Annotated in this window: 26 protein-coding genes and 1 tRNA gene (1 of these 27 only partly in view); 13 read left to right on the forward strand and 14 right to left on the reverse strand. The window is 41.1% G+C overall.

The features are described from left to right. Positions 1-1,383 carry the 3' portion of an MFS transporter gene (locus QC759_RS08955; RefSeq protein ID WP_048071867.1) on the forward strand. The gene continues 15 nt to the left of window position 1, outside the view, so only the last 1,383 of its 1,398 coding nucleotides appear in the window; its start codon lies off the left edge, out of view; its stop codon occupies positions 1,381-1,383. A gap of 213 nt (positions 1,384-1,596) precedes the next feature. Here the strand turns inward: QC759_RS08955 and QC759_RS08960 are convergent, their stop codons facing one another. Beyond that, the gene (locus QC759_RS08960; RefSeq protein WP_048071866.1) at positions 1,597-2,205 is read right to left on the reverse strand and encodes a TetR/AcrR family transcriptional regulator; all 609 of its coding nucleotides are present in this window, start codon (positions 2,203-2,205) and stop codon (positions 1,597-1,599) included. Between the two features lie 192 nt (positions 2,206-2,397). Between QC759_RS08960 and QC759_RS08965 the strand changes: the two genes are divergently transcribed. Then, complete coding sequence (locus QC759_RS08965) at positions 2,398-3,174, forward strand: SDR family NAD(P)-dependent oxidoreductase (protein WP_048071865.1); 777 nt, start codon at positions 2,398-2,400, stop codon at positions 3,172-3,174. A 127-nt stretch (positions 3,175-3,301) separates the two neighbouring features. On the opposite strand, the gene QC759_RS08970 is transcribed toward QC759_RS08965, so the two are convergent. From QC759_RS08970 to QC759_RS08985, 4 genes are read right to left on the reverse strand one after another with little or no spacing between them, the layout of a single operon-like run. After that, positions 3,302-6,001 carry an AAA family ATPase gene (locus QC759_RS08970; RefSeq protein WP_048071864.1) on the reverse strand — a complete coding sequence of 900 codons (2,700 nt, stop codon included), beginning with the start codon at positions 5,999-6,001 and terminating at the stop codon, positions 3,302-3,304. Beyond that, positions 5,991-7,136, reverse strand: a complete 1,146-nt coding sequence (locus QC759_RS08975) for a metallophosphoesterase family protein (RefSeq protein WP_052400028.1) — start codon at positions 7,134-7,136, stop codon at positions 5,991-5,993. The genes QC759_RS08970 and QC759_RS08975 overlap by 11 nt, the downstream gene beginning before the upstream one ends. Next, entirely contained in the window at positions 7,136-8,668 is a 1,533-nt protein-coding gene (locus tag QC759_RS08980; protein WP_048071863.1) for a helicase HerA domain-containing protein, read from the reverse strand. The genes QC759_RS08975 and QC759_RS08980 overlap by 1 nt, the downstream gene beginning before the upstream one ends. Beyond that, a complete protein-coding gene (locus tag QC759_RS08985; RefSeq protein WP_048071862.1) occupies positions 8,661-9,725 on the reverse strand; it encodes a DNA double-strand break repair nuclease NurA in 1,065 nt (354 codons plus the stop codon). Before QC759_RS08985 ends, QC759_RS08980 begins: the two co-directional genes overlap by 8 nt. A 140-nt stretch (positions 9,726-9,865) precedes the next feature. Here QC759_RS08985 and QC759_RS08990 point away from each other — a divergent pair, with 140 nt between their 5' ends. Next, positions 9,866-10,618: a hypothetical protein gene (locus tag QC759_RS08990; RefSeq protein ID WP_243687338.1), complete on the forward strand. Its 753-nt coding sequence runs from the start codon at positions 9,866-9,868 to the stop codon at positions 10,616-10,618. Between the two features lie 202 nt (positions 10,619-10,820). Here the strand turns inward: QC759_RS08990 and QC759_RS08995 are convergent, their stop codons facing one another. After that, complete coding sequence (locus QC759_RS08995; RefSeq protein ID WP_231553506.1) at positions 10,821-11,417, reverse strand: DUF3800 domain-containing protein; 597 nt, start codon at positions 11,415-11,417, stop codon at positions 10,821-10,823. 132 nt (positions 11,418-11,549) lie between these two features. Next, positions 11,550-12,041 carry a thermonuclease family protein gene (locus QC759_RS09000; protein WP_048071860.1) on the reverse strand — a complete coding sequence of 164 codons (492 nt, stop codon included), beginning with the start codon at positions 12,039-12,041 and terminating at the stop codon, positions 11,550-11,552. Positions 12,042-12,216: 175 nt separating this feature from the next. Here QC759_RS09000 and galE point away from each other — a divergent pair, with 175 nt between their 5' ends. Then, the gene (gene galE, locus QC759_RS09005) at positions 12,217-13,185 is read left to right on the forward strand and encodes a UDP-glucose 4-epimerase GalE (RefSeq protein WP_048071859.1); all 969 of its coding nucleotides are present in this window, start codon (positions 12,217-12,219) and stop codon (positions 13,183-13,185) included. Between the two features lie 313 nt (positions 13,186-13,498). Next, on the forward strand, positions 13,499-14,278 hold the full coding sequence (locus QC759_RS09010) for a tetratricopeptide repeat protein (protein ID WP_052659937.1): 780 nt from the start codon (positions 13,499-13,501) through the stop codon (positions 14,276-14,278). Between the two features lie 241 nt (positions 14,279-14,519). Here the strand turns inward: QC759_RS09010 and galU are convergent, their stop codons facing one another. Continuing rightward, entirely contained in the window at positions 14,520-15,365 is an 846-nt protein-coding gene (galU, locus tag QC759_RS09015) for a UTP--glucose-1-phosphate uridylyltransferase GalU (protein WP_048071858.1), read from the reverse strand. 270 nt (positions 15,366-15,635) lie between these two features. On the opposite strand from galU, the gene QC759_RS09020 reads away from it, so the two are divergent. Further along, positions 15,636-16,103, forward strand: coding sequence for a dTDP-4-dehydrorhamnose 3,5-epimerase family protein (locus QC759_RS09020; RefSeq protein WP_048073768.1), 468 nt, complete (start codon positions 15,636-15,638; stop codon positions 16,101-16,103). 12 nt (positions 16,104-16,115) lie between these two features. Further along, on the forward strand, positions 16,116-17,051 hold the full coding sequence (rfbB, locus tag QC759_RS09025) for a dTDP-glucose 4,6-dehydratase (RefSeq protein ID WP_048071857.1): 936 nt from the start codon (positions 16,116-16,118) through the stop codon (positions 17,049-17,051). Positions 17,052-17,163: 112 nt separating this feature from the next. Here rfbB and QC759_RS09030 read toward each other — a convergent pair whose 3' ends face one another. Further along, positions 17,164-17,466, reverse strand: a complete 303-nt coding sequence (locus QC759_RS09030) for a DUF167 family protein (RefSeq protein WP_048071856.1) — start codon at positions 17,464-17,466, stop codon at positions 17,164-17,166. A gap of 246 nt (positions 17,467-17,712) precedes the next feature. On the opposite strand from QC759_RS09030, the gene QC759_RS09035 reads away from it, so the two are divergent. Next, a tRNA-Leu gene (locus QC759_RS09035) sits at positions 17,713-17,796 on the forward strand. A gap of 36 nt (positions 17,797-17,832) precedes the next feature. Here the strand turns inward: QC759_RS09035 and QC759_RS09040 are convergent. Next, entirely contained in the window at positions 17,833-18,243 is a 411-nt protein-coding gene (locus tag QC759_RS09040; RefSeq protein ID WP_048071855.1) for a DUF371 domain-containing protein, read from the reverse strand. A 126-nt stretch (positions 18,244-18,369) separates the two neighbouring features. Between QC759_RS09040 and QC759_RS09045 the strand changes: the two genes are divergently transcribed. Both QC759_RS09045 and QC759_RS09050 read left to right on the forward strand, forming a co-directional pair. After that, on the forward strand, positions 18,370-19,194 hold the full coding sequence (locus tag QC759_RS09045) for an MBL fold metallo-hydrolase (protein WP_048071854.1): 825 nt from the start codon (positions 18,370-18,372) through the stop codon (positions 19,192-19,194). Positions 19,195-19,215: 21 nt separating this feature from the next. Further along, a complete protein-coding gene (locus tag QC759_RS09050; RefSeq protein WP_048071853.1) occupies positions 19,216-19,665 on the forward strand; it encodes a GIY-YIG nuclease family protein in 450 nt (149 codons plus the stop codon). Positions 19,666-19,718: 53 nt separating this feature from the next. Here QC759_RS09050 and cfbC read toward each other — a convergent pair whose 3' ends face one another. Together cfbC and QC759_RS09060 are read right to left on the reverse strand one after the other, a co-directional pair. Beyond that, on the reverse strand, positions 19,719-20,516 hold the full coding sequence (cfbC, locus tag QC759_RS09055; protein WP_048071852.1) for a Ni-sirohydrochlorin a,c-diamide reductive cyclase ATP-dependent reductase subunit: 798 nt from the start codon (positions 20,514-20,516) through the stop codon (positions 19,719-19,721). Next, positions 20,513-20,986, reverse strand: a complete 474-nt coding sequence (locus QC759_RS09060) for a CBS domain-containing protein (protein WP_048071851.1) — start codon at positions 20,984-20,986, stop codon at positions 20,513-20,515. The genes cfbC and QC759_RS09060 overlap by 4 nt, the downstream gene beginning before the upstream one ends. Before the next feature lie 249 nt (positions 20,987-21,235). Here QC759_RS09060 and QC759_RS09065 point away from each other — a divergent pair, with 249 nt between their 5' ends. Then, entirely contained in the window at positions 21,236-21,697 is a 462-nt protein-coding gene (locus QC759_RS09065) for a MarR family winged helix-turn-helix transcriptional regulator (protein ID WP_048071850.1), read from the forward strand. Then, a complete protein-coding gene (locus QC759_RS09070) occupies positions 21,690-23,144 on the forward strand; it encodes an MDR family MFS transporter (protein ID WP_048071849.1) in 1,455 nt (484 codons plus the stop codon). The genes QC759_RS09065 and QC759_RS09070 overlap by 8 nt, the downstream gene beginning before the upstream one ends. A 123-nt stretch (positions 23,145-23,267) precedes the next feature. Here QC759_RS09070 and QC759_RS09075 read toward each other — a convergent pair whose 3' ends face one another. Together QC759_RS09075 and QC759_RS09080 are read right to left on the reverse strand one after the other, a co-directional pair. Further along, positions 23,268-23,864 carry a PsbP-related protein gene (locus QC759_RS09075; RefSeq protein WP_048071848.1) on the reverse strand — a complete coding sequence of 199 codons (597 nt, stop codon included), beginning with the start codon at positions 23,862-23,864 and terminating at the stop codon, positions 23,268-23,270. Positions 23,865-23,991: 127 nt separating this feature from the next. Beyond that, positions 23,992-25,251, reverse strand: a complete 1,260-nt coding sequence (locus tag QC759_RS09080; RefSeq protein WP_048071847.1) for a U32 family peptidase — start codon at positions 25,249-25,251, stop codon at positions 23,992-23,994. Positions 25,252-25,619: 368 nt separating this feature from the next. Here QC759_RS09080 and QC759_RS09085 point away from each other — a divergent pair, with 368 nt between their 5' ends. Then, positions 25,620-26,171, forward strand: coding sequence for a zinc ribbon domain-containing protein (locus QC759_RS09085; RefSeq protein ID WP_048071846.1), 552 nt, complete (start codon positions 25,620-25,622; stop codon positions 26,169-26,171). Positions 26,172-26,462 lie beyond the last annotated feature (291 nt).

Raw genomic sequence — 26,462 nt, forward strand, 5'->3', positions numbered from 1 at the left:
ACCCCTACAGTTAGTAATGATATTAAAATTGCCGCTCTGTTAGCTGCTACCATAGCTTCCTTTTTCACCCCATTCATGGGATCGTCAGTTAACATTGCCCTCCCTTCCATTGGACTGGAATTTGGTGCTGATGCCATCCTCCTAAACTGGGTGACCAATGGATTTTTACTGGCAGCCGCCATATTCGCTGTACCCTTTGGGAGAGTGGCCGATATACACGGTATGAAGAGGATATTCACCTACGGGCTGGCCATATTCACGTTGGCCTCTTTGTTCTGTGCCCTCTCACCCTCAGCCTACTTCTTGATTGCCTCCCGGATACTGCAGGGAATTGGTACCGCCATGATCTTCGTAACTGGACTGGCCATAATCACCTCAGTTTACCCACCCCAACACAGGGGAAAGGCTATTGGGATTAACGTAGCAGCAGTTTACGTTGGTTTATCATTTGGTCCTGTTTTAGGGGGTTTAATGACTCAGTACCTTGGATGGAGGAGTTTATTTTTATTAATGGTTCCTTTCGGGCTTCTGGTTATAGGTATAGTCTTCTGGAAACTCCATGATGAATGGGCTGCCTCTAAGGGAGAAAAATTCGACTACTGGGGTTCCATACTCTACAGTTTAATGCTTTTCCTGGTGATGTACGGTTTTTCCAGTTTACCCCAGATAGATGGCTGGGCCATGTTAATACTGGGAGTGGTGGGCTTCTTGGCATTCATCCGATGGGAACTCCGGGCCAAGAGTCCCGTATTCAATGTAAGGTTGTTTAAAAATACTGCATTTACCTTTTCCAGCCTGGCTGCTCTCATTAACTACAGTGCCACCTTTGCCGTTACCTTACTCTTAAGCTACTACCTCCAGTACATTAAGGGACTGGAACCACAGACCGCGGGCATAATACTGGTGGCTCAACCCATAATTATGGCCATAACTGCCCCTATTGCTGGTAGAATGTCTGATCGTATTGAGGCACGGCTTATAGCCACCGCGGGAATGGCTACAGTAACTATTGCTCTGTTTACCATGACCTTCATTGACTCCACCACTCCTATCACCAACATAATCCTGGGATTGGCGGTGCTGGGACTGGGATTCGGACTATTCTCCTCACCAAACACCAACGTGATAATGGGCTCTGTGCAAAGAAAATTCTACGGAGTGGCCTCAGCAACGGTGAGTACCATGCGGCTCATTGGTCAGACCCTGAGTATTGGAATAGCCACTCTGGTCTTTTCCTTGTTAATTGGGAGAGTCCAGATAACTCCTGATCAGTTCCCGGCACTAATGGAGAGTATACAGTTATGTTTTGTAGTTTTCACTGCCCTTTGCTTTATAGGGGTCTTTGTCTCCTGGTGGAGGGGCAAAAGAAAAGATGTGGAATGATTTAACCAAGTAAGGTTAAATCAATTCTCTTTAATTTAAACTAAATTCAACTAGACTTCAATTATTTACTTCTATTTTTTGATAGAATCTCTGAATTTATTTTTTTAAAGGTCTTACTAAAAATTTAATTATTGAATACCTTAATTCTCTTTATAGTTTCCGTTAATAACTAATTTTATTAGAGTTAAAGAGAAATGAAGAAAAATTAGTGGTCTATTTTAAGCGATCCCATAGTTGATTCATGTTGGAGGTCATTATTTGTTCTAAAGGTACTGTGGGCATTACCACCCACATCATAATCGTTCCAACCATAACACTTTGGGTCATCAGTGCGAGTTCAGTGGGGTCAGTATCGTTCCTTATTACTCCCTGGGATATGCCTTCCTCAATGACTTCCTTGTTGAATTCAAGTAGATTATAATAAAATTTGGTGTAATGTTCCTTAATTATGTCGTATTTGTGGACACCTTCTATTAATAATATGTGTAACGCTCTGTAATCAATGCCATTGGAGTTTTCCATAATTTCCGTCTTGTTACTGGCGTTTAAATCAGCCCCCACCAGGGTCAGCACTACTTTTTTCAATTTTTCCTGTGGATCCCCCTGGAAGTGTTTAATCTGTTCTACAGTTGAATTAAAATAGTTAAATATATATTTTTCAATAACTGCGACCATTAAGGAATCTTTACTATCAAAATGGTAATAAAAGCCGCCAGTGGTAATATTTGATGCTTTTATAACTTCATTTAAGGAAACACTCGCAAATCCTTTTTCCAGAAAGAGATTGAAGGCGGTTTGGAGAATTCTAGATTTGGTGTCCATAGATCATCATCTATGTTTTTTTAGTTCTTCCTATAAGATCATTTGGAACCTAACTATAATAATTAATCGTTACAAACAGAACAATCGCTAGGTTTTTTAGGGGGATAAGTCCCATGGTTATACATACAACCCAGAAGAATTACTGGGAAAGATGTCTGGCAAAATTAACCTAAACACACTAGGAGGGATTAAATGGAAAATTACTGTGATTTAAAGGGGAAAGTGGCCGTGGTGACCGGTGCTTCCGGTGGTCTGGGAGCAGATGCCGCCCGGGCCTATGCAAAACAAGGTGCAGATGTAGCACTTCTGGCCCGGAGAAAAGAAAGATTGGAGGCCCTGGCTGAGGAAATCCGATCAACCGGACGAAGGGCCCTGGCAGTTCAGTGTGATGTGGCTAATGAGGAAAGTGTGGAAAAAGCTATTGAAGAAGTGATTGGTTACTTTGGAAAGATAGATATCCTCCTGAACAATGCCGGAGTGGCAATTCGTGGGGGAGTGTGTGATTTATGCGTGGAAGAGTGGGACATGGGAATGGATGTAAATGTTAAAGGAATTTTCCTGGTCTCCAAACACGTCATCCCCCACATGATTGAAAATAAGTACGGAAAAATCGTGAACACCAGTTCCATCAACTCCATTGCCGGAGACAAGGATGACATGTTCATACGCCACGTTTACAATGCATCAAAAGCAGCAGTTCGTGGACTGACCATGGGAATGGCTTGTTCCTACGGGAAATACGGAATAACCGTAAATGCAGTTGGTCCTGGTCTTTTTGAATCTGAAATGACCGCCGACACTCTTTTTAAATCTGATGAGTTCCTAAAAGCATACAGCAGGATCGTACCCCTCAACCGTCCGGCCCGGAAAGGAGAACTAAATGGAGCAATCCTATTCCTATCATCGGATGCTTCCTCCTACATAACCGGACAGACCATCTTTGTGGACGGTGGATTCTCCATAGTCTAGTTAAAATGGTTAAAAATTTTAGTATATTCTTTTTATTTTTTTTCAAATCCGGTAGGGGGATTTTAATTCTTTTTTCCCTGTTGCTGTCTTAACGTATTCTTCTTTATCTTTTAGGATTTCCTTTAGCTTAGGATTCCACCAGGAAAGATATCCCTTCCTCTTTTTCGATCTTCATGATGTTATCAGCGGCATCCTCCAGATCTGCATCGTGGGTGACAATGATCATCTGGGGTATGATGGACATTTTTTTCAAAAGATCAATCAGTTCCTGTCTCCGGTAGGCATCCAGGTGAATGGTGGGTTCATCCAGCATGATAAGCTCTAAACTCCCTCCAGAAAGTACCTGAGTTATCCCCAACCGCAGGGCAAGGGCCACGGCTATCTTTTCCCCTCCGCTGATCATGTCCAGGTTGCTTTCCCCACTGGGGCCGTAGATGGTTACATCGTAATCTTCATCCAGCCGCACATCAGAGTACTCGAAGTTGAATTTTTCGAATAACTCTCTTGTCTTTTCCTCTATAAGTGGCCGGGAAACGTTTCTCAAATCCTTCTGAACTCCATCTTTACTGAAAAGATCCCGAATGAGATTCAGCAGTTTTAAAAAGTCCTTAAGGTTCTTTAATTCCTTTTCATACCCTTTAAGGGAATTCAATTTATCCTCTATTTCCTGGAGGGAGCGGGATAGCTGGTTGAGTTCCCCTACACTTAACTGTTTCTGGCCATTGAGTTCCATTAATTCTGCGTTTTTCAGCTCCCATTCCCTTTTAACCCGTTCATGATTTTCTTTATTGTAGTTTAAACTGGTAATTTTGTTTTTAATATTATCCAACTCTTCACGGGTTTCCCGAATAAGGTTCTGATTTTCCTGAATCCGTGAGTTGAGGGAATCTTTCTGGCTGACCTCACCCAACAAATGTTGATATGTCTGGGCCTGTTTTTCCAGATAAGCTATTTCTCCCGGGAGATCTTCCACACTGTCCCTGGCAATTTCCATAAGGGCACTGATCCTGTTTTTTAAATCGCGTACCCCGGTGTTAACATCTTCTAACTTAAGCGATTGTTCCTCGTAATCTCCAAGTGACTCTAAAGAACCACGAGCACCGAGATATTTCTCATAATTTGCCTTAATGGATGCCAGGTCTGATTTTTTGCCCTTTATATCCCGTTCAATGTTCTCCAGAACAACTACCTTCTTCTGCAGTTCCTGGATACTGGAGTCAATATTGTTGATCTCTTCCTGGTCGTGATCTGCGGATTTTAAGTATTCTTTCAGTATTCCCAAATTTATACTCTGGATTTTTGACTGCTGGAAATCCAGAACCTTCTTTTCATTTTCAAGGGCCTTCAATTTAACTCCCAAATCTGCAGCCAGTGATTGATTATTGTCTATTTCTAAATTATAGTCACCTATAAGTTCTTCCCTCTTCTGGGGGGTTATATCTGATTTGCAGATAGGGCACTGATCTTTAACCAGTTCCAATTCTTTAATGGGCTTTTCCAGGTTCTCATTTTTAACCTGGAGATTGGATAACTCTCTTTTAATGTCCTGAATAGCCTCCGAGGCCTCAGAAATCTGTGCCTCCAGCTGGGGTTTAAACTGGGATAGGTGCTTTTCAAAGGATTCCACCGAGTCAAAACTTGTACCCAGGACTTGGTTAGATTTTTCAAGAACATCCCTCACTTTTTCCAGGGATTTTTTAAGTTTAATCTCAATTTTAGACTTCCTTTCATGGTACTGGTCAATAAGGACTCTGCTTCCCTCAAACTGGTCCCGTGCATACTGCAAATTATTAATTTCATCATCTAAAAGAGAATAATCATTGTAATACTGCTCATTTTCATCTAAAACATTTTCAAAATGTTTAATATCATTCAAGGTTTTATTAAGACTTTCTTTATCCTTTTTTAAGTGTTTAAGGTCTTTAAGTGCATCATCCAGACTTTTCAAAACATCCAACTTCTTCAACTGAGGTTTTATGCGATCAATTTCTTCTTCTTTAACTGTAATATCATTTAACTGCTTTTCAAGGTCATTTTGAGTTTTTTCCAGCTGATGAAGGAAGTCTTTTTTGGATTCCTGGAGGGTGGTGGTGTTTTCAAATTCCACATTTCTCTTATCCAGAATTTCCTTCTTATCCCGGAGCAGGTTGGACTCAATGATATTTTCCTCTCGTTTAAGGTTGATCTGTTTAATTTTCTGGGTTAATTCCTTTTCTTTTTCCTTTTTTACCTTGAATCCTTCTTTTAAATCTTTGAAAGATTCTATCTTACCTTCCAGTCTAATCTTCTGTTCACTGTACTTGTCCAGAATGATTTTCATATTTTTCCAGGCTTTTTCCAGGGAATCAATCCCAAGAAGCCTTCCAATCATCTGTTTCTTTTCTGATGCTGTTTTTTCAACCAGATCGGCTATTTCACCCTGCCGCACATAGACTGCATTGAGGAACAAGTCCCCGTCCATCTCTAATAGGTTTTGAACTTCCTGGGTGACCTGTTTATCCCCAGAAATCAGAGGTTGGAACCTATCGCCTTCTTTTATCTTCATGATAGCCTTGGAGGCAGTTTTTGTCCGTTCCCGCAGTACCCGGTAGCTTCGGCCGTGGGCCGTGAACTGGATCTCAACTGACATCCTCTTCTGGCCGGTGGTTATGAGATGTTCAATTTTTTTACTGGTGTACTGTTTAAAGAGTGCAAAGCTCACTGCTTCCAGTATACTGGACTTACCTGCACCATTTCCACCTATTATTATGGATATCCCGGTGTCAAATTCAATACGGGTATCACGGTGAGATTTAAAGTTCGTCATATGGAGGCTTTCAATGATCATATAAATCCTCGTAGAAATTGTGGGCAATGGTCTCCGCGGCCTTGAAATCACCGTCTGAAAGTTCTTTTAGTAGTCCGGTTCCAAGTTCGGTGACTTTTTCACTGTTAAAATCCTTAAGATTGTGTTCAATCATTTTTTTAATATCCAGTGCTTCTTTTCCCTTTTCAAAAGGATTCTCATCCTCTTTAATTGCGGTGGGTCGGTAGTTGGAACGCACTGCCAGACAGGTTTCGGATAAAGATTGGTTTAAAGTCTCATAAACCTCGGAACGGTTGAAATTTCCACCTTCCACCGTAACCATCAGTATGGGTTTCCTCTGGAGACTGTTGGTGTACTCTTTTATCCGGTTTAACTCATCCTGAAGTTCACTGTAGCGTATGGTTTCTTTTATAAACTCACGGGGAAGTTTCAGGTCAATATTTTCAATCTCTGGCATATCTCCACTGATATCCACCAGATAAAATCCTTTACCATTCTTCCTGTAGCCTTCAACTTCATTGGAGCGCCATATCTCAGTGGAACCAGGGTAAGCCAGTTTACCTTCCCCAAAGTCATCCACCACCCTTTCGTGGATATGGCCAAAGGCACAGTAGTTGAAGTTCTGGGGCACATCCCCAATTTTGATCTCATATTCGTAGGGGATGTAACGGTCGATTCCCTGGTGAAGAACCAGTATTCTCTTTCCATAATCCAGGGATGATTTTTCAATAGTCTGCAATCGTTCTACCAGTTGTTTGGCATGGTATTTAGATGCATAGGGAGCACCCCCAATGAAAACGTCACCCACTGTGTAAAATGGTTGGTTGGGGCTTATGAGTTTCAGGCCGAAGTCTTTATACAGGATTTGGGGAGGTAATGCATTTTTACGCATCACCACATCATGGTTCCCGGCAATGGCATAAATGGGGATATTGGCCTCTTTTAACTTTAAAATACCCTTTTGTGCTGTGAGCAGTGCCCGGGTTGGTGGCCGGGAGTACTCGAACAGATCCCCGGAGTGGATGACAAAGTCTGGCCTTTCCCGGATTATTTCCTCAATGGCCTGGTCAAAAACTTCGAAAAAATCATTTTCACGTTCAGTGAGTCCGTACTGACGGTAACCCATATGGGTGTCTGCCAGATGGGCAAATTGCATCAGTAATCTCCTCCCAGATCTTCATATTCTCTTTTCTGTTCCTCGAGGATTTTCTCCTCCATTTCATGGGATTTTGCCCATTCATCCACGATGTTCAGGTCCCCTCCGGTTACTTTTCCCTGGAATTCATCGATCTTCACCAGGGTGGGAATGCGGGTCATTAAACCCAGTATTATAGCTTCCCCAATGTTCAGGGAGGGTAGCTGGGCAATGAGATCATCACTCAGGCTTTCACTGGCACGCTGCACATGGTTCTGGTCAGTTGGTTCCACCAGGCGCAGGATGATCATGTTGTTGGCCTGGGATAAGGCATCAGAATCCAGTGACTTGGGACTTTGACTCACCAGGCACAGGCCCACCGAAAACTTACGTCCTTCACGAGCTATTCTACTGATCCACAGTTTAGACTCGGTTTTCCTGTTCTGTGGAGCCAGGATATGTGCTTCTTCCAGGATCAAGAATATGGGGAATGCCAGACCCTCTCCTGTTCTCAAAAATTCTTTCCTGCTCTTTAGAACGTTGCGGAGGATATGGCTGACCACTACATCCGATGCAAACTCATCCACTGGCCCCAGATCCAGAATATTGGCCTTTCCCACCTTAAGGTTGTCAATGATGTCCTTGGCCTCCAGACTGAGTATGTTACCATACTTATCTTTCATATGCTCTAGTTTGTTTAAAACATCGGCTATGGACTTTTTATCTGCAGAGTTAGTGGATTTAGCGTCAGGATCCTCAGATTCAGCTAGCCAACCTTCTAATTTATTCATGATCAGGGCCAGGAAATCATTACCCGTAGCTGAACCCTGCATAAGGCTGTTTTTTGCGGATTTATAGGCCTTTAAGAAGTACCTCTCCTGGACATAGGCATTAGGGGGAATATTGGCCAGCTTCTTGATTTCCCCAAAGGAGAGATACAGGGGGTTGATCTGGGGATACATTACATTGACTTTATCCTGGCCAAAATCAGTGTTCACGTACTCCGAGTGCATGTCAAATATTAAAACACTACCCTTTACCTTAAGGAGACCATCCACAATAACGGAAACAGTGTTGGACTTTCCGGCACCGGTCATGGCCAGAACAGCCAGATGCCTTGATACCATTTTATTGATATCCACTTCTATACCCACTTCCTCCTGGGTTATCAAATTTCCCAGCTTTAAACCGTACTTGTCCACCTTGAATATCTTTTTTAGAACCTCAGAATCCGCCACCTGGATCTCGGTTCCAGGGGGAGCCGGTGTCCGGGGAATGCGCAGGTCATGGTTAATATCACCCAGGATTTTAACACTTCCCCTAACGTAATGATCGTCCCCTTCAATGGCTTTTATCTTTTCAATGGTTAAAGGGTCGTATATGTTGTCGTTTATGGAAACACTGCCCCTGACCAGGGATTCGATCATTCCCAGCACGTTTTTACCATCGTAATTCAGGGTGACATATTCCCCTACCCGTGGCATTTCCTTGGAGATGAAACTCACATTAACCAGTGAGGTTTCACCTATGCATCGTCCAATGACTTCATTCATTTAACATTTCCCTCCCACTCTTCTCCAGGAATCCCATTATCTTGGAAAGATTATTCAAATCATTTTTACGGATCACAACATCATTATGGGCCTTTTTTAGGAGTAATGGATATCCTTCTGCACTTATATTCTTTATAGCTTTAAGTAACACTTTTATATCCTCTTCTGTAGCACGGTAAGGTAATTCAAACTTCAAAATATTCTTATGATCCTCCAGTCGGGCGTAGAAAATAGTGAAGGTCAAACTCTTCAGGAAACTGTTTCGAACCGGGAAATCATGTTTAACCCCAGAAACACTGGAATATCTGGGCCGGGAGTACCCCTGCTTTTTACTGTGTATGTCAAATATAGCCATGTCTGGTATTTTTGTATTGAAATACTCGGTACTGGTGGATGTTTTGGAGATAGCCACGATTTTTTCCCTTTGTTCCATTAACTCACTTATCACCAGAAGGTTTTCCAGGTTTTCCAGGTAGATCATTGGTTCTACATCCTCCTCAAATTCACCTTCAATATTATTGGCAAATTCAGAGGAGGTTATACTGACCTTAGGAGAATTTTCTAGTTTTGCTTCGAGCAAAGGTAGATATTTTCCCCTTATAATCTCTTTGACCTGTTCTTTGAGTTCTCTTTCAATGGGAAAAGGTCGGATAATGTTTCCCAGAAGGGACCCATCAAAGAGGAATAAATCCACCTCGTATTCATTTAGCATACGCAGGGCGTTTTTAATTTCGAATATGCCCATATAACTCCTTAAACGGTCTTCAACATATTTATGGTGGGATATGATGTCAATTTCTGAGCTTTCAATCCTTTTGAGGCCGTCAGGGGTGTGAATTATTCCCTCCGCATCGATGGCATAGAAAATGAAGGGTAAAAATCTCCTTTTATTTATACTGCCGTCCCCGGCAGCGATATTTGCATTCAAACTACTCTCTTCAAAGTGATAATCAACCCACTGCTGGGAAGCATCTACCCGGGAGTATTCCATTTCCCCTAATTTCTGTTTGATGCTTTCTCTCTTTTTCAAAGCCTTTTCATAAAGTGAATCCAGCATTTGATCCCTCAAAATTAATATAAGTTTTGTTCTGTGAGTTTTTAGGATAAATAAGCGGATAATGATATTTCCGCATTGTTATAACTATATTTGCCTACCTGATTTAAATCTTTATTTTAATATATGGCGGTAACCAATCTATGATTATGAACTTTCTCACCTCCCAACAGAAAAGGGTCTTAAACGGCATTAAATACTTCCACGCAGAATACCAGGGAGGAATCCCCTATAAAATCCTCAAACTCGACCTGGACATGAGTGAAGAGGATCTTAACCCTATTTTAGAACATCTGGAGAAAGAAAATTACATATCTCGCCGGGAGGGGTTCATCTACCTGGAAAAAGACCGGAAGAGTAAAGAAAATGAAGCGGCCATTCACCAAGAAACACCATTAGGAGAATCTTCAAAAGAAACAGTTGAAAACAATGCCCGTGATGTGTCTTCAACTGAGAAAGGCAAGGTTAACGAAACGTTTGATGCTGTGAAAGACGTTGATAATGCTCCAAAAGAGGTTACTCCTGCTCCCACCAGTACAGAAGATGTTACCCCTTCAGATACACCTGTTGAAGTTAGTAACGAGAGTGAAATGGATTCTGTAACTAGTGATGTTCCCCTTGAGGAAGAGGGTGCTAAGGGGGAGGAAGAGAGCAAAGAAACAGATGAATTAGAAGATAGGTTCTCGGAAAAGGAACTGGAATCCATGGAATTAATCCAGAAACTGGTGGATGAATCGGGGAAGATCTCCCGTACCCTACTGGAGGGAAACCTCCTCTACGGAGAAATGGAACTGACTGATATCCGTATGTACAATCTCATAACTTCACTGGAAAATAAGGGAGTTTTGAGGAAGTTCACCCTTACCGACGGGGAGTACTATAAATTCACACCCTAAGGACATTCGCAGTTAATTATTTTTTTTTTGTCACGATTTTATCATTTTTTTCAAAGGCAAAGCTTATTAATAGATTGAAGATGATCTATTATTACAGATAAAACCTGGGAGTCAGTGTACCTTGAGTTGCACGTAAAAAGGGAGATATTTTAAAAAATAAATATTTGACCTTTAAAGTACTCCCAGGTACTGGACTATTCTTTTATAATTCAAATAACTTACAATCCATATCTATAAGATCAACGTAAGAATGGTTTCTATGTTCGAAGCTCTGGAAATAGGACCATGCAATTATATCTACAAACTGTAATCCTTCCCATGAATTGGAATTACTATGATAAATTTCAACATTTCCCAATTCAGAACCTTCATTTAGATTATCTAAGAAATAGTTATCAAATTCCTGTCTAAGCGTTTGTTTTCCCTTTGATCTGTCAATTCTAATTATGATATTGTCCTGAATTTTTATTTGCTTAGCTAAAGCACCTGCAATATAATTATATAAACTATTTAAATCTTTTTGATGAAATAATCTTTTATTTGTTCTTTTTTCAAAAACAACGCAATGTAGCTTGGCTCCCACTACATTGTTTAGTGCAGTGATCATGTGTTTTATCACCGCATCGGAAGAACTATTGGCTTTGATTTCATTTGCCTTTTTTAACTCTTTCTTAAATTTGTTCCTTCTCATATTCTTGATGATCTTTCTAAGCGGTTGAGTATCTTCTACTAAAAGGGAGGCTATTATCAGATAATTGGATCCTCTTATTCCCGGATCTCCTGACTCATCTAAAAACATGTATTTCAAAAGATCATCCCTAAATGTAATGTATAAAAGAAGTAGTTAGATCCATATAAAATTTATTAATTATATTAATAATTTTATTATCTAACCTTAAATCGGAGAAGAGTTTTCAAAAGACAAAATAATCTATGTCCATTTATAGGGATTGAACTCTGATGGGGGAATGTACATCACCTCAGCGTAGCCCTTCTTCAGGAGAGCCTGGTTGAGGTTCACTCCATCCACGTAGACCACAGCCAGGGCACGGCTGTATTTGTCCTTGTTTTTAGCATTATCGATGTCCAGGCCTACGGTTTTGCCCAGGCACATGGTCTTGACGTAATCTTTGGCTTCCTGGTATCCTGGTTCTCCCCTTTCCGGGGTGTTAACACCCACAAAACGCACTCTACCCACTCCCTCCACATCGATGGTGTCTCCGTCCACCACCTTGTAACAGTTACCACTAACCTCGGCCTGGGGGTTGGTGGAGCTACTGGTAGTGGTAGGAACGGCCGTGGTGCTGGAGTTGGTGGTGTTGCTGGCTGGTGAGGAGTAGTTCAGTGGGGAATCATCCTGGGTGCAACCAGAAACAGCCACTATCATGATACAGATTATAATTAAAACGTATTCCCAGCGCATTTTTATCATCCTGATGGTATTCTGTAGGAATTAATTTATTTATTAAATAATAAGAAGATTTTTTAGTATATAAAACTTTTTTTCATGGTTTTCACAGAAATCCCCTTTGTTACCCTATAATTGACTGGTGGCCACACGCGATGCAATTAAATGTGATAAAATCTAACCTTTATCCATGATACTGGTAACTGGAGGGGCAGGATACATTGGCTCCCATGCCAATAAGGAACTAACCAGAACAGGATACGAAACTGTGGTACTGGACAACATGAGCTACGGACACCCGGACTTCCTGAAATGGGGAGTCTTTGAAGAAGTAGATCTGGGTGACCTGGAATCAATAAGGAACGTCTTCCGGAAGTACGAGATAGAGGCAGTGATGCACTTTGCAGCATTCACCTATGTGGGAGAATCAGTGGAAGACCCCCAGAAGTACTACCTCAACAACCTCCGCAACACCCTGAACCTTCTTCAGGTGATGAACGAGTTTGAAGTAAGGAAACTGGTGTTCTCCTCGACCTGTGCCACCTACGGCAACCCCCAGAAAATCCCCTTAACCGAAGATCATCCTCAGAACCCTATAAATCCCTACGGCCAGGGAAAGTTAATGGTAGAAAAAGTGTTAAAGGATTACAGCTCCGCTTATGGCCTTCGCTACGTCTCACTCCGTTATTTCAACGCTGCCGGGGCAGATCCAGAAGGTGAAGTGGGGGAAAGACACGAACCGGAAACCCACCTGATACCGTTAATACTGGATGCAGCAATGGGTAAACGAGAGGATATAAAGATATTCGGAACAGACTACCCCACAACGGACGGTACCTGCATCCGGGATTACATACACGTCACTGATCTGGCTGATGCCCATATAAAAGCCCTTAAATACTTAGAAGATGGGGGAGAAAGTGAAGTTTTCAATCTGGGAAATGGTAATGGTTTTTCAGTAAGGGAAGTTATTGAAGAGGCCCGGAAAGTCACGGGTAAAGAGATAAAGGCCACTGAAACCGAGAGACGACCCGGTGATCCACCCGTACTGGTGGGAAGTTCCGAAAAGGCCCGAAAAATCTTAAAATGGCAACCAAAATACGATGATCTAACTAAAATCATCAGCACGGCCTGGGAGTGGCATAAAAAGGATAATTAATTAAATATTCTAAGGATTTATTTTATTTAATTAACTTTTTTCCCGTTCATTATTGTTGTTTAATAGAATAACACTTTTTTTTATTTCATTTTTTAGGATTAGTCTTTAAAATTATATAAAAATGGTTTAATTTTAATTAAATTAAAAATTAAGAATTAATAATTCTTTAATAGTAATTTGAACTATTTTTTGACATTAAATCAGAATTTTTATTTTTTTATATTCATGAATATTGCTGTTTTGTATATGTTAATATGAATATAAAGTATTAAATATAAATATTAGCCCAATATCTGTGGTATAAGGTGAGTTCATGGTATTATTTGATAGTTTCAAAAAGGGTTCAGTTAATGCTAATGGTATTAAACTTGCTAATCTTGGTAAATATCAAGAAGCATTGGAATGTTTTGACAAAGCTATAAAGTTGTCTCCTAACCGATCTGAAACCTGGTACAATAAAGGTTCTGCCCTTTTGAAACTTGGAAGGTATCAAGAAGCTTTAGAATGCTACGATAAATCTTTAAAATTAAACTCAAAAGATCCAATGAATTGGTTTAAGAAAGGTATGACTTTAGGAAATCTCAAAAAACAAAAAGAAGCTTTAGAATGCTACAATGAATCTTTAAAATTGGATCAAGGAAATTATAAAGTGTGGTATAATAAAGGAGTAACCCTTGAAATACTTGGAAGGGATAAAGAAGCTTTAGAATGTTTCAAGGAGGCTTCAAAAATAAACCCAAAAGATTCCAAAGCATGGTACAACTATGGTTTCATTTTAGAAAAAAGGTTTGGAAGGGATAAAGAAGCTTTAGAATGCTACAACAAAGTTTTAGAGTTAGACAAAAATGATTATACTGCGTGGTATAACAAAGGAAATATTCTAAAAGAGTTTGGTAAATACCAAAAAGCTTTGGATTGTTTTGATGAGGTATTAAAGTTAAATCCGGAATTTACAGGGGGTTGGGGAGATAAAGGGCTTGTTTTAAATGAACTTAAAAGAAATAAAGAAGCCTTAACATGTTTTAATAGGGTTATATTGTTAGATCCAGCCGATGCAAGAGGTTATTATTACAAAGGAATCACAATCATGTAAATGGGTGTAGATCAAGAAGCCATGGAATGCTTTGAAAAAGCTTTAGAGTTAGATCCTAATTTTGAACAGGCTAAGAAAGCTAAAGAGGAAATTTTAGCTTCTAAATCATAACTAATTTATTGCTTACCTAGGCTCTTATCCAGGAAGATTAATTATATGAAACAGGTAAGAAATGGATTTTCAAATGTAGGTAATCTTAGAAAGGAATTCACTGCTCAGAATTCCTCCTAAGGTGAAATATTTATTTTATAATATTCCTCAAATACTCCCGAAGTTCGCCATTGACATCAGGGTCCTGCAGTGCAATCTCCAGGGAGCTTTTCAGCCATTCCACATTGTTCCCAATGTCGTAGATTTTCCCATCGAATATGTGACCGTAGATTTCATTTAACTGCCTCATGGCATCGGTTAACTGTATCTCTCCACCCACACCAGGTTCCACATTCTCTATATGGTCAAATATCTCGCAGTCCAGCACATACCGGCCGGTAATGGCCAGGTCAGATGGTGCTTCTGCCGGGCGAGGCTTTTCCACCATATCTTCAATACGGTAAACAGAATCTTCAACCTGCTGCCCTTTGATTATCCCGTAACGTTCAATTTTATCCTGGGGCACTCTTTCAATGGCAATGGCCGAGGCGTTATATTTTTCATAGACATCCAGTAATTGTCGGGTGCAGGGAACCTGAGACTGGCTTATAGTATCTCCTAAAAGCACGGCAAAGGGCTGACCATCGATATGTTTCTTGGCACAGAGTATGGCATCTCCCAGTCCCTTCTGCTTTTTTTGACGGACGTAATAAATATCAGCCATTTCGGATATGGCCTCTACTTCTACCAGGTAATCCATTTTCCCACAGTTACGGAGGGAGTACTCCAGTTCAAAGGAACGGTCAAAGTGGTCCTCAATGGATCTTTTTCCCTTACCTGTGATAATCAATATATCATCGATTCCCGAGGCCACAGCCTCTTCCACCACGTACTGTATGGTTGGTTTGTTGTAAACTGGTAACATTTCCTTGGGCTGAGCCTTGGTGGCCGGCAAAAACCGGGTTCCGAGTCCTGCAGCAGGTATAACCGCCTTCATAATCGTGCCTCCTTAATTCTAATTTTCCAGTTCCCTGTGTCTTTAGATATTCAGGGACGTGCTAATTGGTAATAATTAAATTTGTAAGTTTTAGTCTAAAATTATTTCAATTTATTTCTAAAATAATCTTTATGTATTAAATATCTTTCATATTTTTGGACAGGGGGTATGTGAGATAGGGCTTATAATTTTCCCCCAACATCATTCATGGTAATGGTTAATAAGAGAGAGATATATAAAACTTTCCAAGAAGAATTCAACGGTGTATTTATGATTGACGGCGTAAAAGTAAAGAAGCTTAAAGTCATTCCTGATGAGCGGGGCTGGCTAATGGAAATATTAAGATGTGATGATGAAATTTACAAGGAATTTGGACAGGTCTACATGACCACCGCCTATCCCGGAGTGGTGAAGGCCTGGCATTTCCATAAAAAACAGACTGACAACTTCACCTGCGTTAACGGTATGATGAAGGTCGCCTTATATGACAGCAGGGAGGATTCTCCCACCTATGGTGAAGTAAACGAATTTTTTGTGGGAGACAAGAATCCGATGCTTATAAGCGTCCCTCCACTGGTCTATCATGGGTTTAAAGCAGTGGGAACTGAAACTGCCTTTTTTGTGAGTGTGCCTACCTTACCATTCAACTACGATGAACCCGATGAATACCGTCTTGATCCAGATACTGATGAAATTCCCTACGACTGGATACTGGATGAGAGCAAAAAACACGGATAAAGGTGATTTTTAATGAAGATAATGATTACCGGTGGTGCAGGATTCATTGGATCCAACTTCGTACACCACCTATGTGAGAGTGAGGACTATGAGGTCCTGGTCCTGGACAAGTTAACCTATGCCGGGGATATGGAGAACCTGAAGGAAGTTCGTGACAAAATTGAATTCGTTAAAGGGGACATAGCCGACGAGGAACTGGTCTCCAAGATAATGAAAGACTGTGACATGGTGGTTAACTTTGCAGCCGAGACCCATGTGGACCGTTCCATCGAGGATCCGGGAGTATTCGTTAAAACCGATGTTATAGGAACTTACAACCTCCTGGAAAATGTCCGTAAGTACGATGTGGAACGCTACCTGCAGATATCCACCGATGAAGTCTACGGTAGCATAGAGTCAGGGTCATTTACTGAAGAAAATAACCTGGACCCCTCCAGTCCCTACTCCGCCAGTAAAGCTGGTGGAGACCTTCTGGTAGGGGCTTACTGGAGGACCTACAACACCCCCATAATCATCACCCGGAGCAGTAACAACTTCGGACCCCGCCAGTACCCGGAAAAGCTGATACCTCTATTCATAATGAACGCCATGCAGGATAAATCCTTACCAGTTTATGGTGATGGTAAAAACGTCCGGGACTGGATATACGTCATGGACAACTGTCAGGGAATAGAAACTGCCCTCCTTAAGGGTAAACTGGGAGAAGTTTACAATATCGGTGGTGGAAACGAGAAAAACAATCTGGAAATAACCCACCTCATACTGGAACTTGTGAATAAACCAGAAAGCCTCATCACCTTCGTGGAAGACCGGCTGGGTCATGACCGGCGTTACTCCCTGGACTCTACCAAGACCAGGAAATTAGGATGGAAGCCCCAGTTCTCATTTGAAGAGGCCTTAAAAGAAACAGTGGAATGGTATAAAGAGAACTATTCCCGTTACCTCTAAGATGTGCCTAATCAGCACACCTTAACTATTTTTTTTTTTTAAATTGATGTAGATGTCAATTGGGGGATTAATATTTTAAAGTTGTGGCAGTGTAGTTTAAACTAGGGCTTATCTAATCAAAGGTCAGATTCAAGTCCTTTAAAATCTTATTAAACTCCTTCTGTCCCATATCATATATTAAAATGGTTTTCTGGCGGCTTTTATGCCCGGCAACAATGTCTGTGGCGTGGCCTGTCAACTGGGAGAACTCTTTCATTAGTTCCTTATTGGCTTTACCTTTAGTTGGCTGGGATTTGAGTTTCACTTCCAGGGTTTTCCTCCACTGGTTGTAGCCGGTTATCTGGAACTGGTCCGACTTAGGTGAAACTTCTATCATCACGGTTATCCCCTGGGGGGTAGTTTTAACTGCCTGCATAAATGAAAGCACCCTGCCATCAACTGATTTATTTTCAATATTTCAATCTTTATCTTCTAATTACTTAAACCCCTTTAAAGTAATTCACACTAAGTAAGAAAACTCTGGTAATAATTAAGGGCTTTTTATTGTTCAGGTAAACTGTTTTAAGCATTTAAATAGGGTACCAATCAGTAACGGTAACCTTTAAATAGTGTAAGTAAGAGAAGATGGTATGCTTCACTCTCTTGTGTGAGAATTAGCACAGCAGGGGTGGTCGAGCGGTCAAAGGCGCTAGGTTGAGGGCCTAGTGGGTGAGTCCCTTCGCGGGTTCGAATCCCGTCCCCTGCACTTGTATGAACTTTTTTTTATCGTTAAATATTATTTTCAGACTTTAATTATAACTTTCAGGGGTTTTCCCTCCTGGAGATCCTTTACCAGGTCCGGGTTCAAATCCACGGCAGCCTGGTCAGCGTGTATCATCAGGGTCCGGCTGCAGGTGTAATCACTTTTACGACAGACCATGTCGGTGGGGTGATCCAGAGTCAGCGCCGGGTGCCCGTACCCGGTGATAACGTTTTTTGCATTTTCTGTTTCCAGGACCACATGAATCTTAGTTTCTTCATTCTGAATGGCATTCTTCATCGCGCGGGGAAGGTCTTTTAGGGAAAAATTAGCCGATACTCCCACAATACAATCTGCTGCCAGTCCTATCTTGGTATCCTGGGTTACTTCGAAGGTGGTTTTGTGTTGGGAGGTTACGTTGTGATGTCCTCTGGCTTGAAAGGTATATTCCATTTAATTCACCGTTTAACTTTTATATGAATGTGATGATCATTAATTTAGTGTTAGGGGTATATAGTTAAGAACATATGTAGGGGATACTAGGAACGATGGGAACTAACTGGTTCCAGGTGTATTTACATGAAGATCACTTGTATAATAGATAACCGGGCAGGATTTAAATCAAATTTATATGCCGAGCATGGGTTTTCCTTACTGGTGGAACGGGAGAACAAAACTCTTATGGTGGACACGGGGAAAACTCCCCTGGTAATGAGGCACAACCTGGATGTTTTGGGCATCACTACCGTGGAGGAAGTGCTCCTCAGCCACGGGCACAACGACCATACTGGTGGATTATCGGCCCTCCTGGACAGTAAAATTAACAGTCACCCTAATGAAACCAAATTTTATATGCATCCTCAAGCTTTAGCTCCTAAATATGCAGTGAGGGATGATGAGAAACGTTACATTGGTTTCCCGGAAACAGTTGATCCGGAAACACTTAACTGGGAATGGGTTACTGAGAACACTTCTCTGGGTAAAGATACCTGGATCTTCAACCAGGTGGATTACCAGTGCGGTTTTGAACCCATACCCCCATATTTGAGGGTTGAAGTGGGTGGAAAACTCCTACCGGATAAATTTGAGGATGAACTGAACCTGGTGATGAAAACTGATGAGGGTTTGGTGGTGTTTTCCGGTTGTGCCCATAAAGGCATCGTCAACATACTCTACTCTGTCAAGGAATACTTTCAGGACGAAATATACGCAGTTATTGGAGGTTCCCACCTCATGAATGCCCCTCCACAGCGTATAGAAAACACAGTGGAAGCCATCAAAAAACTGAACCCGGGAGTCATTGCCATGGGTCATTGCACGGGTTTTGAAGCATTATGTCACTTTAAAAGAGAGTTTGGGGATAAATTCATCCCCCTGGCATCGGGTGTGGGGTTCCATCTTTAAAATGACTTTGAGTGAATAGTTATGGCTAAAAAAACCATTTTAAAGGGTACTTACTGTATTTTAATAGACTTGAAGGTTGATCAATCCATAGAAATTGGGAAAAAAGGGGAGATACAGTTTAAAAGGGGGTTCTATGTTTATGTGGGTTCGGCACTGAACTCCCTGGGTGGGAGAATTAAAAGACACCTGCGCCCTACTAAAAAAATGCACTGGCATGTGGATTACCTCCTGGATAACCCTAACTCCAATATAAGGGAAGTATTCTTCAGTGATGATGGTGTAAAACACGAATGTGAACTGGCAACCCAGATAGCAGAGGGTGGTGAAGGAATCCCTGGTTTTGGTTGTTCTGATTGCCGGTGCCGGTCCCATTTGTTCTATTTCTCTAGCCAGTCCCCAGCCACAGAAAACTGCCTATCGGGATTTGAAAAATTAAAATTAAGGGTTAAAACCCTGGAAGATCTGGATTAATCAGGGTTTTAAGTGTTGGATGGATTTAATTAGATTTTTTTATGGAATTTTCCCTATTGAAATTCCCGGAAGAATGCATCGAATTCTTCAGCATCCATAGGCTGGGGAATTACGAAGTTATCGTTGTCCAAAATGGTTACAGAGAGTTTCCGGTACTTTTCAGCCTGTTCTGATTCTGGGAATTTTTCCATGACTGTCTTGGCATCAATTTCACTCTGCTGCACCAGTTCACTGCGGGGGATGACCCCTATAACCCTGGTTCCAATTCGACGTGCGAACTCTTCCACGATCTCCACTTCCCGGTTGATACCCCGGCAGTTGCAGATAATACCTCCGAGGTTGCCTTTGAGTTTTTTTATACCTTTAGAGATGTTGTTGGCAGCATATAAAGCCATGTACTCTCCGGAAGTTACTATGTACACTTCATCGGCATAGTCTTCCCTGAGGGGTACGGCGAATCCTCCGCAGACCACGTCACCCAAGACATCGTAGATAATAACATCCGGGTCCTGGTTTAAAACTTCCAGGTTCTCCAGTAGTTTCATGGCCACGATAACGCCCCTTCCGGCGCAGCCAACACCGGGTTCCGGGCCTCCGCTTTCCACGCACATAACGCCACCGTATCCCGAGAAGAGAACGTCTTCTTCTTGAGCACTTTTTTTTTCTTTTAGTATGTCCAGTATGGTGGGAATTCTCTGCCCCACCAATGTGCGGGTGGTGTCTGCTTTGGGGTCGCAGCCAATTACCAGGACCTTCTTATCCGGGGAGTAGGAAGCAGCCAGGTTGGAAACAATGGTGGATTTTCCAATACCTCCCTTACCGTATATGGCTATATGCTTGCCCTTACTCATCCCCTCACCATGGCTCCGATTATGTCGCCCCTGGTGACTATGCCCACCATTTCTCCGTTATCGTCCACCACGGGCAGTCGTTTAATATCGTGGGTGTCCATAAGCTGGGCAGCATCGGCAATGTCCTTATCTGGACTTATGGTTACCAGTTTTTTGGTCATGATCTCCCCAATTAAGAGGGAAGCGGCTTTGTTCATGTCCTCGGCTATTTCATCCAGTTCGTACTTCATACGCACGGGTAGTTCGATTAAATCCAGAGGGGCGGGCAGTATTAGGTTTATGCGGGGGGAGTGAACTTCCAGGAGTCGCATGATATCACCTTCGCTGATGATTCCCACCAGTTTGCCCTCTTTACTCACCACTGGTGCTCCACTGATCTTGTTTTCACGTAGGCTTCCCGCCACGTCCACGATGCGATCGTCCACTTGGAATTTGATTACTTCTTTTTCCATGGCATCCTGAATTTTCATCCTATCAACTCCTTTCTGGAACATTCTCCCATTATTATAAGTGTTTTTGGGCTTTTAATTTCAGTATCTTCTTATTAGATATAACCTTATTGTGGGATAAAATTTTTCTATTTCTATCTTGGGTTGGGATCTTAACTACCTATTGATCACGAGCTACTTGAATCCTAACCTTTATATAACAAATGATTCATTTAATTAATAGTTCATAAAATTAACTATTCAGTAATTTAATTAAATGTGGTGGATTGGGTGACAGATAAAGATGCACAAGTCAGGGACATGTTGGACGATCTTTTAATATACGTGCCTATTTTTTACCAGAAAGTACGCACATCAAAGGATTTTAAGAATAAACAAACATCAGCTGCTTATTATCAGATCATGGGTTTGTTGATGCACAGGGGAAGTCTCCCTATATCGGTTATTGGGGAGTATCTATACATTTCTCGACCTAACATGACGGCTCACATTGATAAACTGGTTTCAGATGGCATGGTGGAACGTAAAGGGGATAAAAAGGATCGTAGGATAACTTTAATCAGCATTACTCCCGAAGGGGAGGAGTTCATGAAAAGGGCACGGATTAAGGTGGAAGAAAACATGTTGAACAATTTATCTGGCTTAAGGGAGGATGAAATGGAAGAATTAACCCGTGCAGTGAAAACCATTAAAAAGCTTTTGTTCAAGATACAGGGAGTAAAAAATGACTGATATTGATTTTAAAAATGGTAATCATGGTGCGGGGGGTAAATTAGCACCGGTAGAAGTTAAAGTGCTCATGGCGGCTTTAATGGTCAGTTTACTGGTGGGTGCCCTGGATAACTCCATAATGAGCACGGCCATGCCCCAGGTCATCAGTAGTCTGGGGGGCATGGCTTACTATGTATGGCCCTTCACCATCTACATGCTGGCATCAACCATAGCTATAATCCTTTCAGGAAAGCTTTCAGATATGTATGGTAGGAAGCGCATCTTAGTAATAGGCATTGCATTATTTGTAGCTGCTTCTATTCTCTGTGGTTTTGCCGGGGACATGTTGCAACTCACCTTTTTCCGGGGAATTCAGGGGATGGGTGGGGGAATACTCATGACCATTCCCTTCATTGTGGTTGCCGAGATATTTCCCCCACGACAGCGAGGAAAATACGCGGGAATCCTTTCATCAGTATTCGGACTGGCAAACGTCCTGGGACCGGTTCTGGGAGGATTTATCACCGGTTTTGTGGGTTGGAGATGGGTGTTTTTCATCAACATACCGGTTGGTCTGGCTGCCATTTACCTTCTCCTCTCGTACTTCCCCCACATGGAAGAGGTGTTAAAGGAAAGAATAATCGATTACAGGGGAATAATCACGTTAATAGCATCATTAAGTTCCATGTTCCTGGCCTTAACCTTCATTGAAAACCCGAACATCCCCCGTTCTCTCCTGATTGCCCTGTTCATTTTTGCAGGGATCATGGTGGCCGCATTCCTATATCTGGAAAAAAGAGCAAGAGAACCTATACTACCCACCCACCTGTTTAAAAAATCAGTATTCAATGTTTCGGCGTTGGCCATGTTCCTTTCCAGTGCAGTGATGTTCTGTGGAATCATATATCTTCCTCTTTTTATTCAGAAAGTTCAGAAGTTAAGTCCAGAATACTCGGGGTTGCTTATTATCCCCATGCTTTTAAGTTTAACCTTTTCCGCCATAATTGCCGGCCAGATAATTTCCAGAACCGGGACTTATAAAAAACTGGCCATAATGGCCTTCATAATCATCACCGTAGGCATGTTTTTGCTATCTACCCTGGGAACAGGCAGTACTATCTGGGAACTGGTGATCTACGCCGCAGTCCTGGGGGCAGGTACTGGTATGACCTACCCCATATTCAACGTTGCTGTGCAGAATGCAGTTTCTCGTAGGGACATAGCAGTGGGAACAGCATCCATGCAATTTTTCAGAAACATTGGAGCCACAGTTGCCCTGCCCATATTCGGAGTGATAGTGAATTTAACCATAAACATGGACATCAACACTGCCAGTAACATTCCCCCGGATCTTATGAACCTGGCCATTCATAACGTGTACCTTTTCGGCCTCATTATAAGCATAATGGGACTGGTATCCTGTTTCTTCCTTAAAGATGTAGTTTTAAGTAGTAAAATGGAGGGATAAATCTCCTTCGAAGATCAGGATTAAATTTGTAAACTTGAATACAGATTTAATACGGTCCACATTTTATTAAGGAAAAGAAATAAGGAGATAAGGAGTGTTTATTCCATTAAGTAACTCCCTAAATTACCGTGGTTTCTCCACATCGCTGAGTTTAACTGTGTTGGGGTTGATGGTGAAGCTTTTAATGATGATGTCCATGTCTGGACGTATGGTTTCTATGTTCTGCCTGTTATGGATTCCTTCCGGAACATAGAAGAGCATCTCATAAAGTTTTCCCCCTTTGATGAAATAGATAAATGAAGCTTCACCCATAGAAAATGGTGCCACCACAAATTCATAAGCAGGAGCTCCGTCTATGGTCAAATTTCGTTCCTGTATTTTAGTGTATCCCATATCTTTGGAAACATTTCTTTGTAACTCAATTTGACTATTTAAATCATTAAAGTTAAGATTTTCCTCTTTAAGGAACAATTGAAAAGTTGATGTTAAATCAACATTATCATAAGCATTATTCGGTTTGTAAAGATTCACCAGTGACTGGGAAGAGGTGTTCATGGTCAGGGTGGTAAAGGGAGTGCTGTTCACTTTCCATGTATCAGGATAATTGAATTTCACACCGTTGGCATTAAAATTCACTAAATTAGAAGTACTCGTACACCCTGATACAACCACAACTGCCACCATACTTAAAATCAAACATCCTAATAGTTTTTTATCCATTAATAACCCCCATAGTTTATAAAGACTAATATTAATTCTAGGTAACTATTATGAAATATTCTATTTAATATTTGGTGAAACAGCAGGTTAGGTTCATAACACTTTTATTTAACATTAGTGTAACCTATTAGGGTTCTGGTAAGTTGTTCCTTTTAATCTTTTTATACACTATATCCCCCGGTCTAACCTTACTTTTAAGTGAAATTCCCACATTTTCTCCTTTCCGGGCTTTTAAAATGTTTTTATGTTCTATCTGCAGTGATTCTACCCTCTGGGTGATGGAACCGGTGGTGGGCCCCTGTACCACAATTTCTTCACCTACTTTCAAAGGGTGCCACAGCCTTATCTCGGCGGCCTTAACTTTAGAATAATAGTTAACCACTTCACCAATATCCTGTTTAGCATGGGTGGCCTGGTTGTAACTGCTGGTTTGGTAGGGAGTTTGGAAGTAGAAACCAGTGTCAAAGCCACGATTGTAGACTTCCCCCAGTTTGTCCAGCCATTTCTTATTAAATTTCCACTGGCCACTTTCATAGGAATTAATGGCTTCCCGGTAGACACCGGTTACCGTAGCCACATAATCCGCTGGTCTGGCCCTTCCTTCAATTTTAAAAGAGGCAATCCCAGCTTCAATAAGCTCAGGGATGTATTCAATCATGCAGAGATCATTGGGGCTTAATATATGTCCTTTAAATCCTTCATCCTCCAATTCAATATCTTTAGATCGGCCATTATCTTCGGGGGGAGAATGTTCTTCAGAAAGTAGTAACTCTGCCTTGTTATCCGCGCAGACCAGCTTCCACTCCTTTCGGCATGGTTGCAGGCACTCCCCACAGTTGGCGCTTTTTTGGTAGAGGTAAGAACTCAAGAAGCACCTACCCGAAATTGCCAGACACATGGCCCCGTGGATGAAAACCTCCACTTCAAGGGGGCTTTCATGTATCATCTCTTTTATCTCCCTTAAGGATAATTCACGGGATAAAATAACCCTTTTAACTCCCAGTTCATGGAGGAGTTTCAAAGATTCTAAATTGGATATATTGGCCTGGACACTCATGTGCACGTCCAGATCCAGGTGGCGAGTAAGGTTAACCACCCCCAGATCCGAAGCAATTATGGCATCCACCCCCAGGGATGTGATATCCGGTAAAATTTTCTCCAGAGAGTGGATACGGGAATCATTCATTATGGTGTTGGTGGAAAGGTATAGCTTAGCATCGTACCCGTGGCAAGTTTCCACGGCCCGGGGTAGGTCTTTCAGTGAAAAGTTTTTAGAATGAGATCGGAGGTTATAACCATCCAGACCTATGTAAATAGCATTTGCACCATTTTTTAAAGCTGCTTTCAACGCAGTGAAGTCCCGAGCTGGAGCCAGTAATTCTACCATTAAATTACTCCTAGAAATTATTCAATTATTCTATAAAATTAAGTATTCCCTAAAATTTTTTTTAATTAATTCCTAAATTTTTTATTAATTCCTAAAGATTTACACATTTTTTTTTAAATCCTGATCTTATAAAATATTATTGGGAGAATATTTATTTGAATATAATTATCTTAAATCAGGAATATTCCCTGGTTGAGGGAGTAATTCACGGATTTTAACTCAATAGTTCTTTTTTTAAAAATGAATAAATAATTTTGAACTAGTTATGGCATGTTCTACACCTATTAACTTCACAGAATCTATATTAACCTGGTAGTATAGACTATAATAATCTATTTAAGTATGGTATATGTTAGGGGAGGTAAAAAATGGTTTACTGTAATCAATGTGGAGAAGAAAATTCAGAAGATTCAGTTTTTTGTTCAAATTGTGGGCATAAACTGGGAGAATCTAAAGAGAATACGGGTGGAAAGGAAGTACTCCAGGAAATGGTTTATGTTCGCTGGAATCTTAACAAAGGGAATAAAATAGGCACCCGTTTATATCAGAAAATCCTTTACTTCACGGATCAAAACATTTACATAGGAGAAGGAAGTCTAATAGCAGGTTTAGCCACTGATTTGGGAGGAATTGTGGGTTTAGCCATTGAAAATCATTCTCTTTCTGATAGGGAAAAGGAGGCACATACCATTAACTTCCAAGAAATGGCCTCTAATGATCTGGACGTAGTAGTAATCCCTTACCCGGATATTGTATCCCTGAAACTTGAAAAAAAGACATTTTTCAAACCTGATCCCAAAATAAAGTTATCTACTCCCGATACAGATTATGAATTCATTGTGTCCCAGAAGGTAAAATACAAAAGGTATGCCCAGTCATTACCTCAAATTCTGGGGGATAAAGTAGAAGTTGAAACTTAAGGCTAAATTATCTAGTTATCTAGCGGGTTAAAATAATAATACATTTTTTTTAAAACGTGGCCGTTTAAAACCCATGGATTTAGGTTTTAAATAGGTCTTTATTTTCATTTTAACCTAATGATAAGTATTTAAAAATAATAAAAAATAGTTTAGGGTCTTAGATTTTTCTTGTTGAAAAAAGGATTTTCCTTCTTGTTTTTTATAGTTTATGAACTTATTGATAACTAGTTTCGTAAAATACAATTTAATTTTAACTTTATAAGAATAATTGGGCTTCTAAACCGTTAAATT

The organism is Methanobacterium formicicum (genome assembly GCF_029848115.1).
In the GTDB taxonomy this organism is placed as follows: domain Archaea; phylum Methanobacteriota; class Methanobacteria; order Methanobacteriales; family Methanobacteriaceae; genus Methanobacterium; species Methanobacterium formicicum.

Bases quoted from the DNA above. Each gene is read 5' to 3' on its own strand.
- QC759_RS08960 (WP_048071866.1), bottom strand. From the start codon at position 2,205: ATGGACACCAAATCTAGAATTCTCCAAACCGCCTTCAATCTCTTTCTG.
- QC759_RS08965 (WP_048071865.1), top strand. From the start codon at position 2,398: ATGGAAAATTACTGTGATTTAAAGGGGAAAGTGGCCGTGGTGACCGGT.
- QC759_RS08970 (WP_048071864.1), bottom strand. From the start codon at position 6,001: ATGATCATTGAAAGCCTCCATATGACGAACTTTAAATCTCACCGTGAT.
- QC759_RS08975 (WP_052400028.1), bottom strand. From the start codon at position 7,136: ATGCAATTTGCCCATCTGGCAGACACCCATATGGGTTACCGTCAGTAC.
- QC759_RS08980 (WP_048071863.1), bottom strand. From the start codon at position 8,668: ATGAATGAAGTCATTGGACGATGCATAGGTGAAACCTCACTGGTTAAT.
- QC759_RS08985 (WP_048071862.1), bottom strand. From the start codon at position 9,725: ATGCTGGATTCACTTTATGAAAAGGCTTTGAAAAAGAGAGAAAGCATC.
- QC759_RS08990 (WP_243687338.1), top strand. From the start codon at position 9,866: ATGATTATGAACTTTCTCACCTCCCAACAGAAAAGGGTCTTAAACGGC.
- QC759_RS08995 (WP_231553506.1), bottom strand. From the start codon at position 11,417: ATGTTTTTAGATGAGTCAGGAGATCCGGGAATAAGAGGATCCAATTAT.
- QC759_RS09000 (WP_048071860.1), bottom strand. From the start codon at position 12,041: ATGCGCTGGGAATACGTTTTAATTATAATCTGTATCATGATAGTGGCT.
- galE (WP_048071859.1), top strand. From the start codon at position 12,217: ATGATACTGGTAACTGGAGGGGCAGGATACATTGGCTCCCATGCCAAT.
- QC759_RS09010 (WP_052659937.1), top strand. From the start codon at position 13,499: ATGGTATTATTTGATAGTTTCAAAAAGGGTTCAGTTAATGCTAATGGT.
- galU (WP_048071858.1), bottom strand. From the start codon at position 15,365: ATGAAGGCGGTTATACCTGCTGCAGGACTCGGAACCCGGTTTTTGCCG.
- QC759_RS09020 (WP_048073768.1), top strand. From the start codon at position 15,636: ATGATTGACGGCGTAAAAGTAAAGAAGCTTAAAGTCATTCCTGATGAG.
- rfbB (WP_048071857.1), top strand. From the start codon at position 16,116: ATGAAGATAATGATTACCGGTGGTGCAGGATTCATTGGATCCAACTTC.
- QC759_RS09030 (WP_048071856.1), bottom strand. From the start codon at position 17,466: ATGCAGGCAGTTAAAACTACCCCCCAGGGGATAACCGTGATGATAGAA.
- QC759_RS09040 (WP_048071855.1), bottom strand. From the start codon at position 18,243: ATGGAATATACCTTTCAAGCCAGAGGACATCACAACGTAACCTCCCAA.
- QC759_RS09045 (WP_048071854.1), top strand. From the start codon at position 18,370: ATGAAGATCACTTGTATAATAGATAACCGGGCAGGATTTAAATCAAAT.
- QC759_RS09050 (WP_048071853.1), top strand. From the start codon at position 19,216: ATGGCTAAAAAAACCATTTTAAAGGGTACTTACTGTATTTTAATAGAC.
- cfbC (WP_048071852.1), bottom strand. From the start codon at position 20,516: ATGAGTAAGGGCAAGCATATAGCCATATACGGTAAGGGAGGTATTGGA.
- QC759_RS09060 (WP_048071851.1), bottom strand. From the start codon at position 20,986: ATGAAAATTCAGGATGCCATGGAAAAAGAAGTAATCAAATTCCAAGTG.
- QC759_RS09070 (WP_048071849.1), top strand. From the start codon at position 21,690: ATGACTGATATTGATTTTAAAAATGGTAATCATGGTGCGGGGGGTAAA.
- QC759_RS09075 (WP_048071848.1), bottom strand. From the start codon at position 23,864: ATGGATAAAAAACTATTAGGATGTTTGATTTTAAGTATGGTGGCAGTT.
- QC759_RS09080 (WP_048071847.1), bottom strand. From the start codon at position 25,251: ATGGTAGAATTACTGGCTCCAGCTCGGGACTTCACTGCGTTGAAAGCA.
- QC759_RS09085 (WP_048071846.1), top strand. From the start codon at position 25,620: ATGGTTTACTGTAATCAATGTGGAGAAGAAAATTCAGAAGATTCAGTT.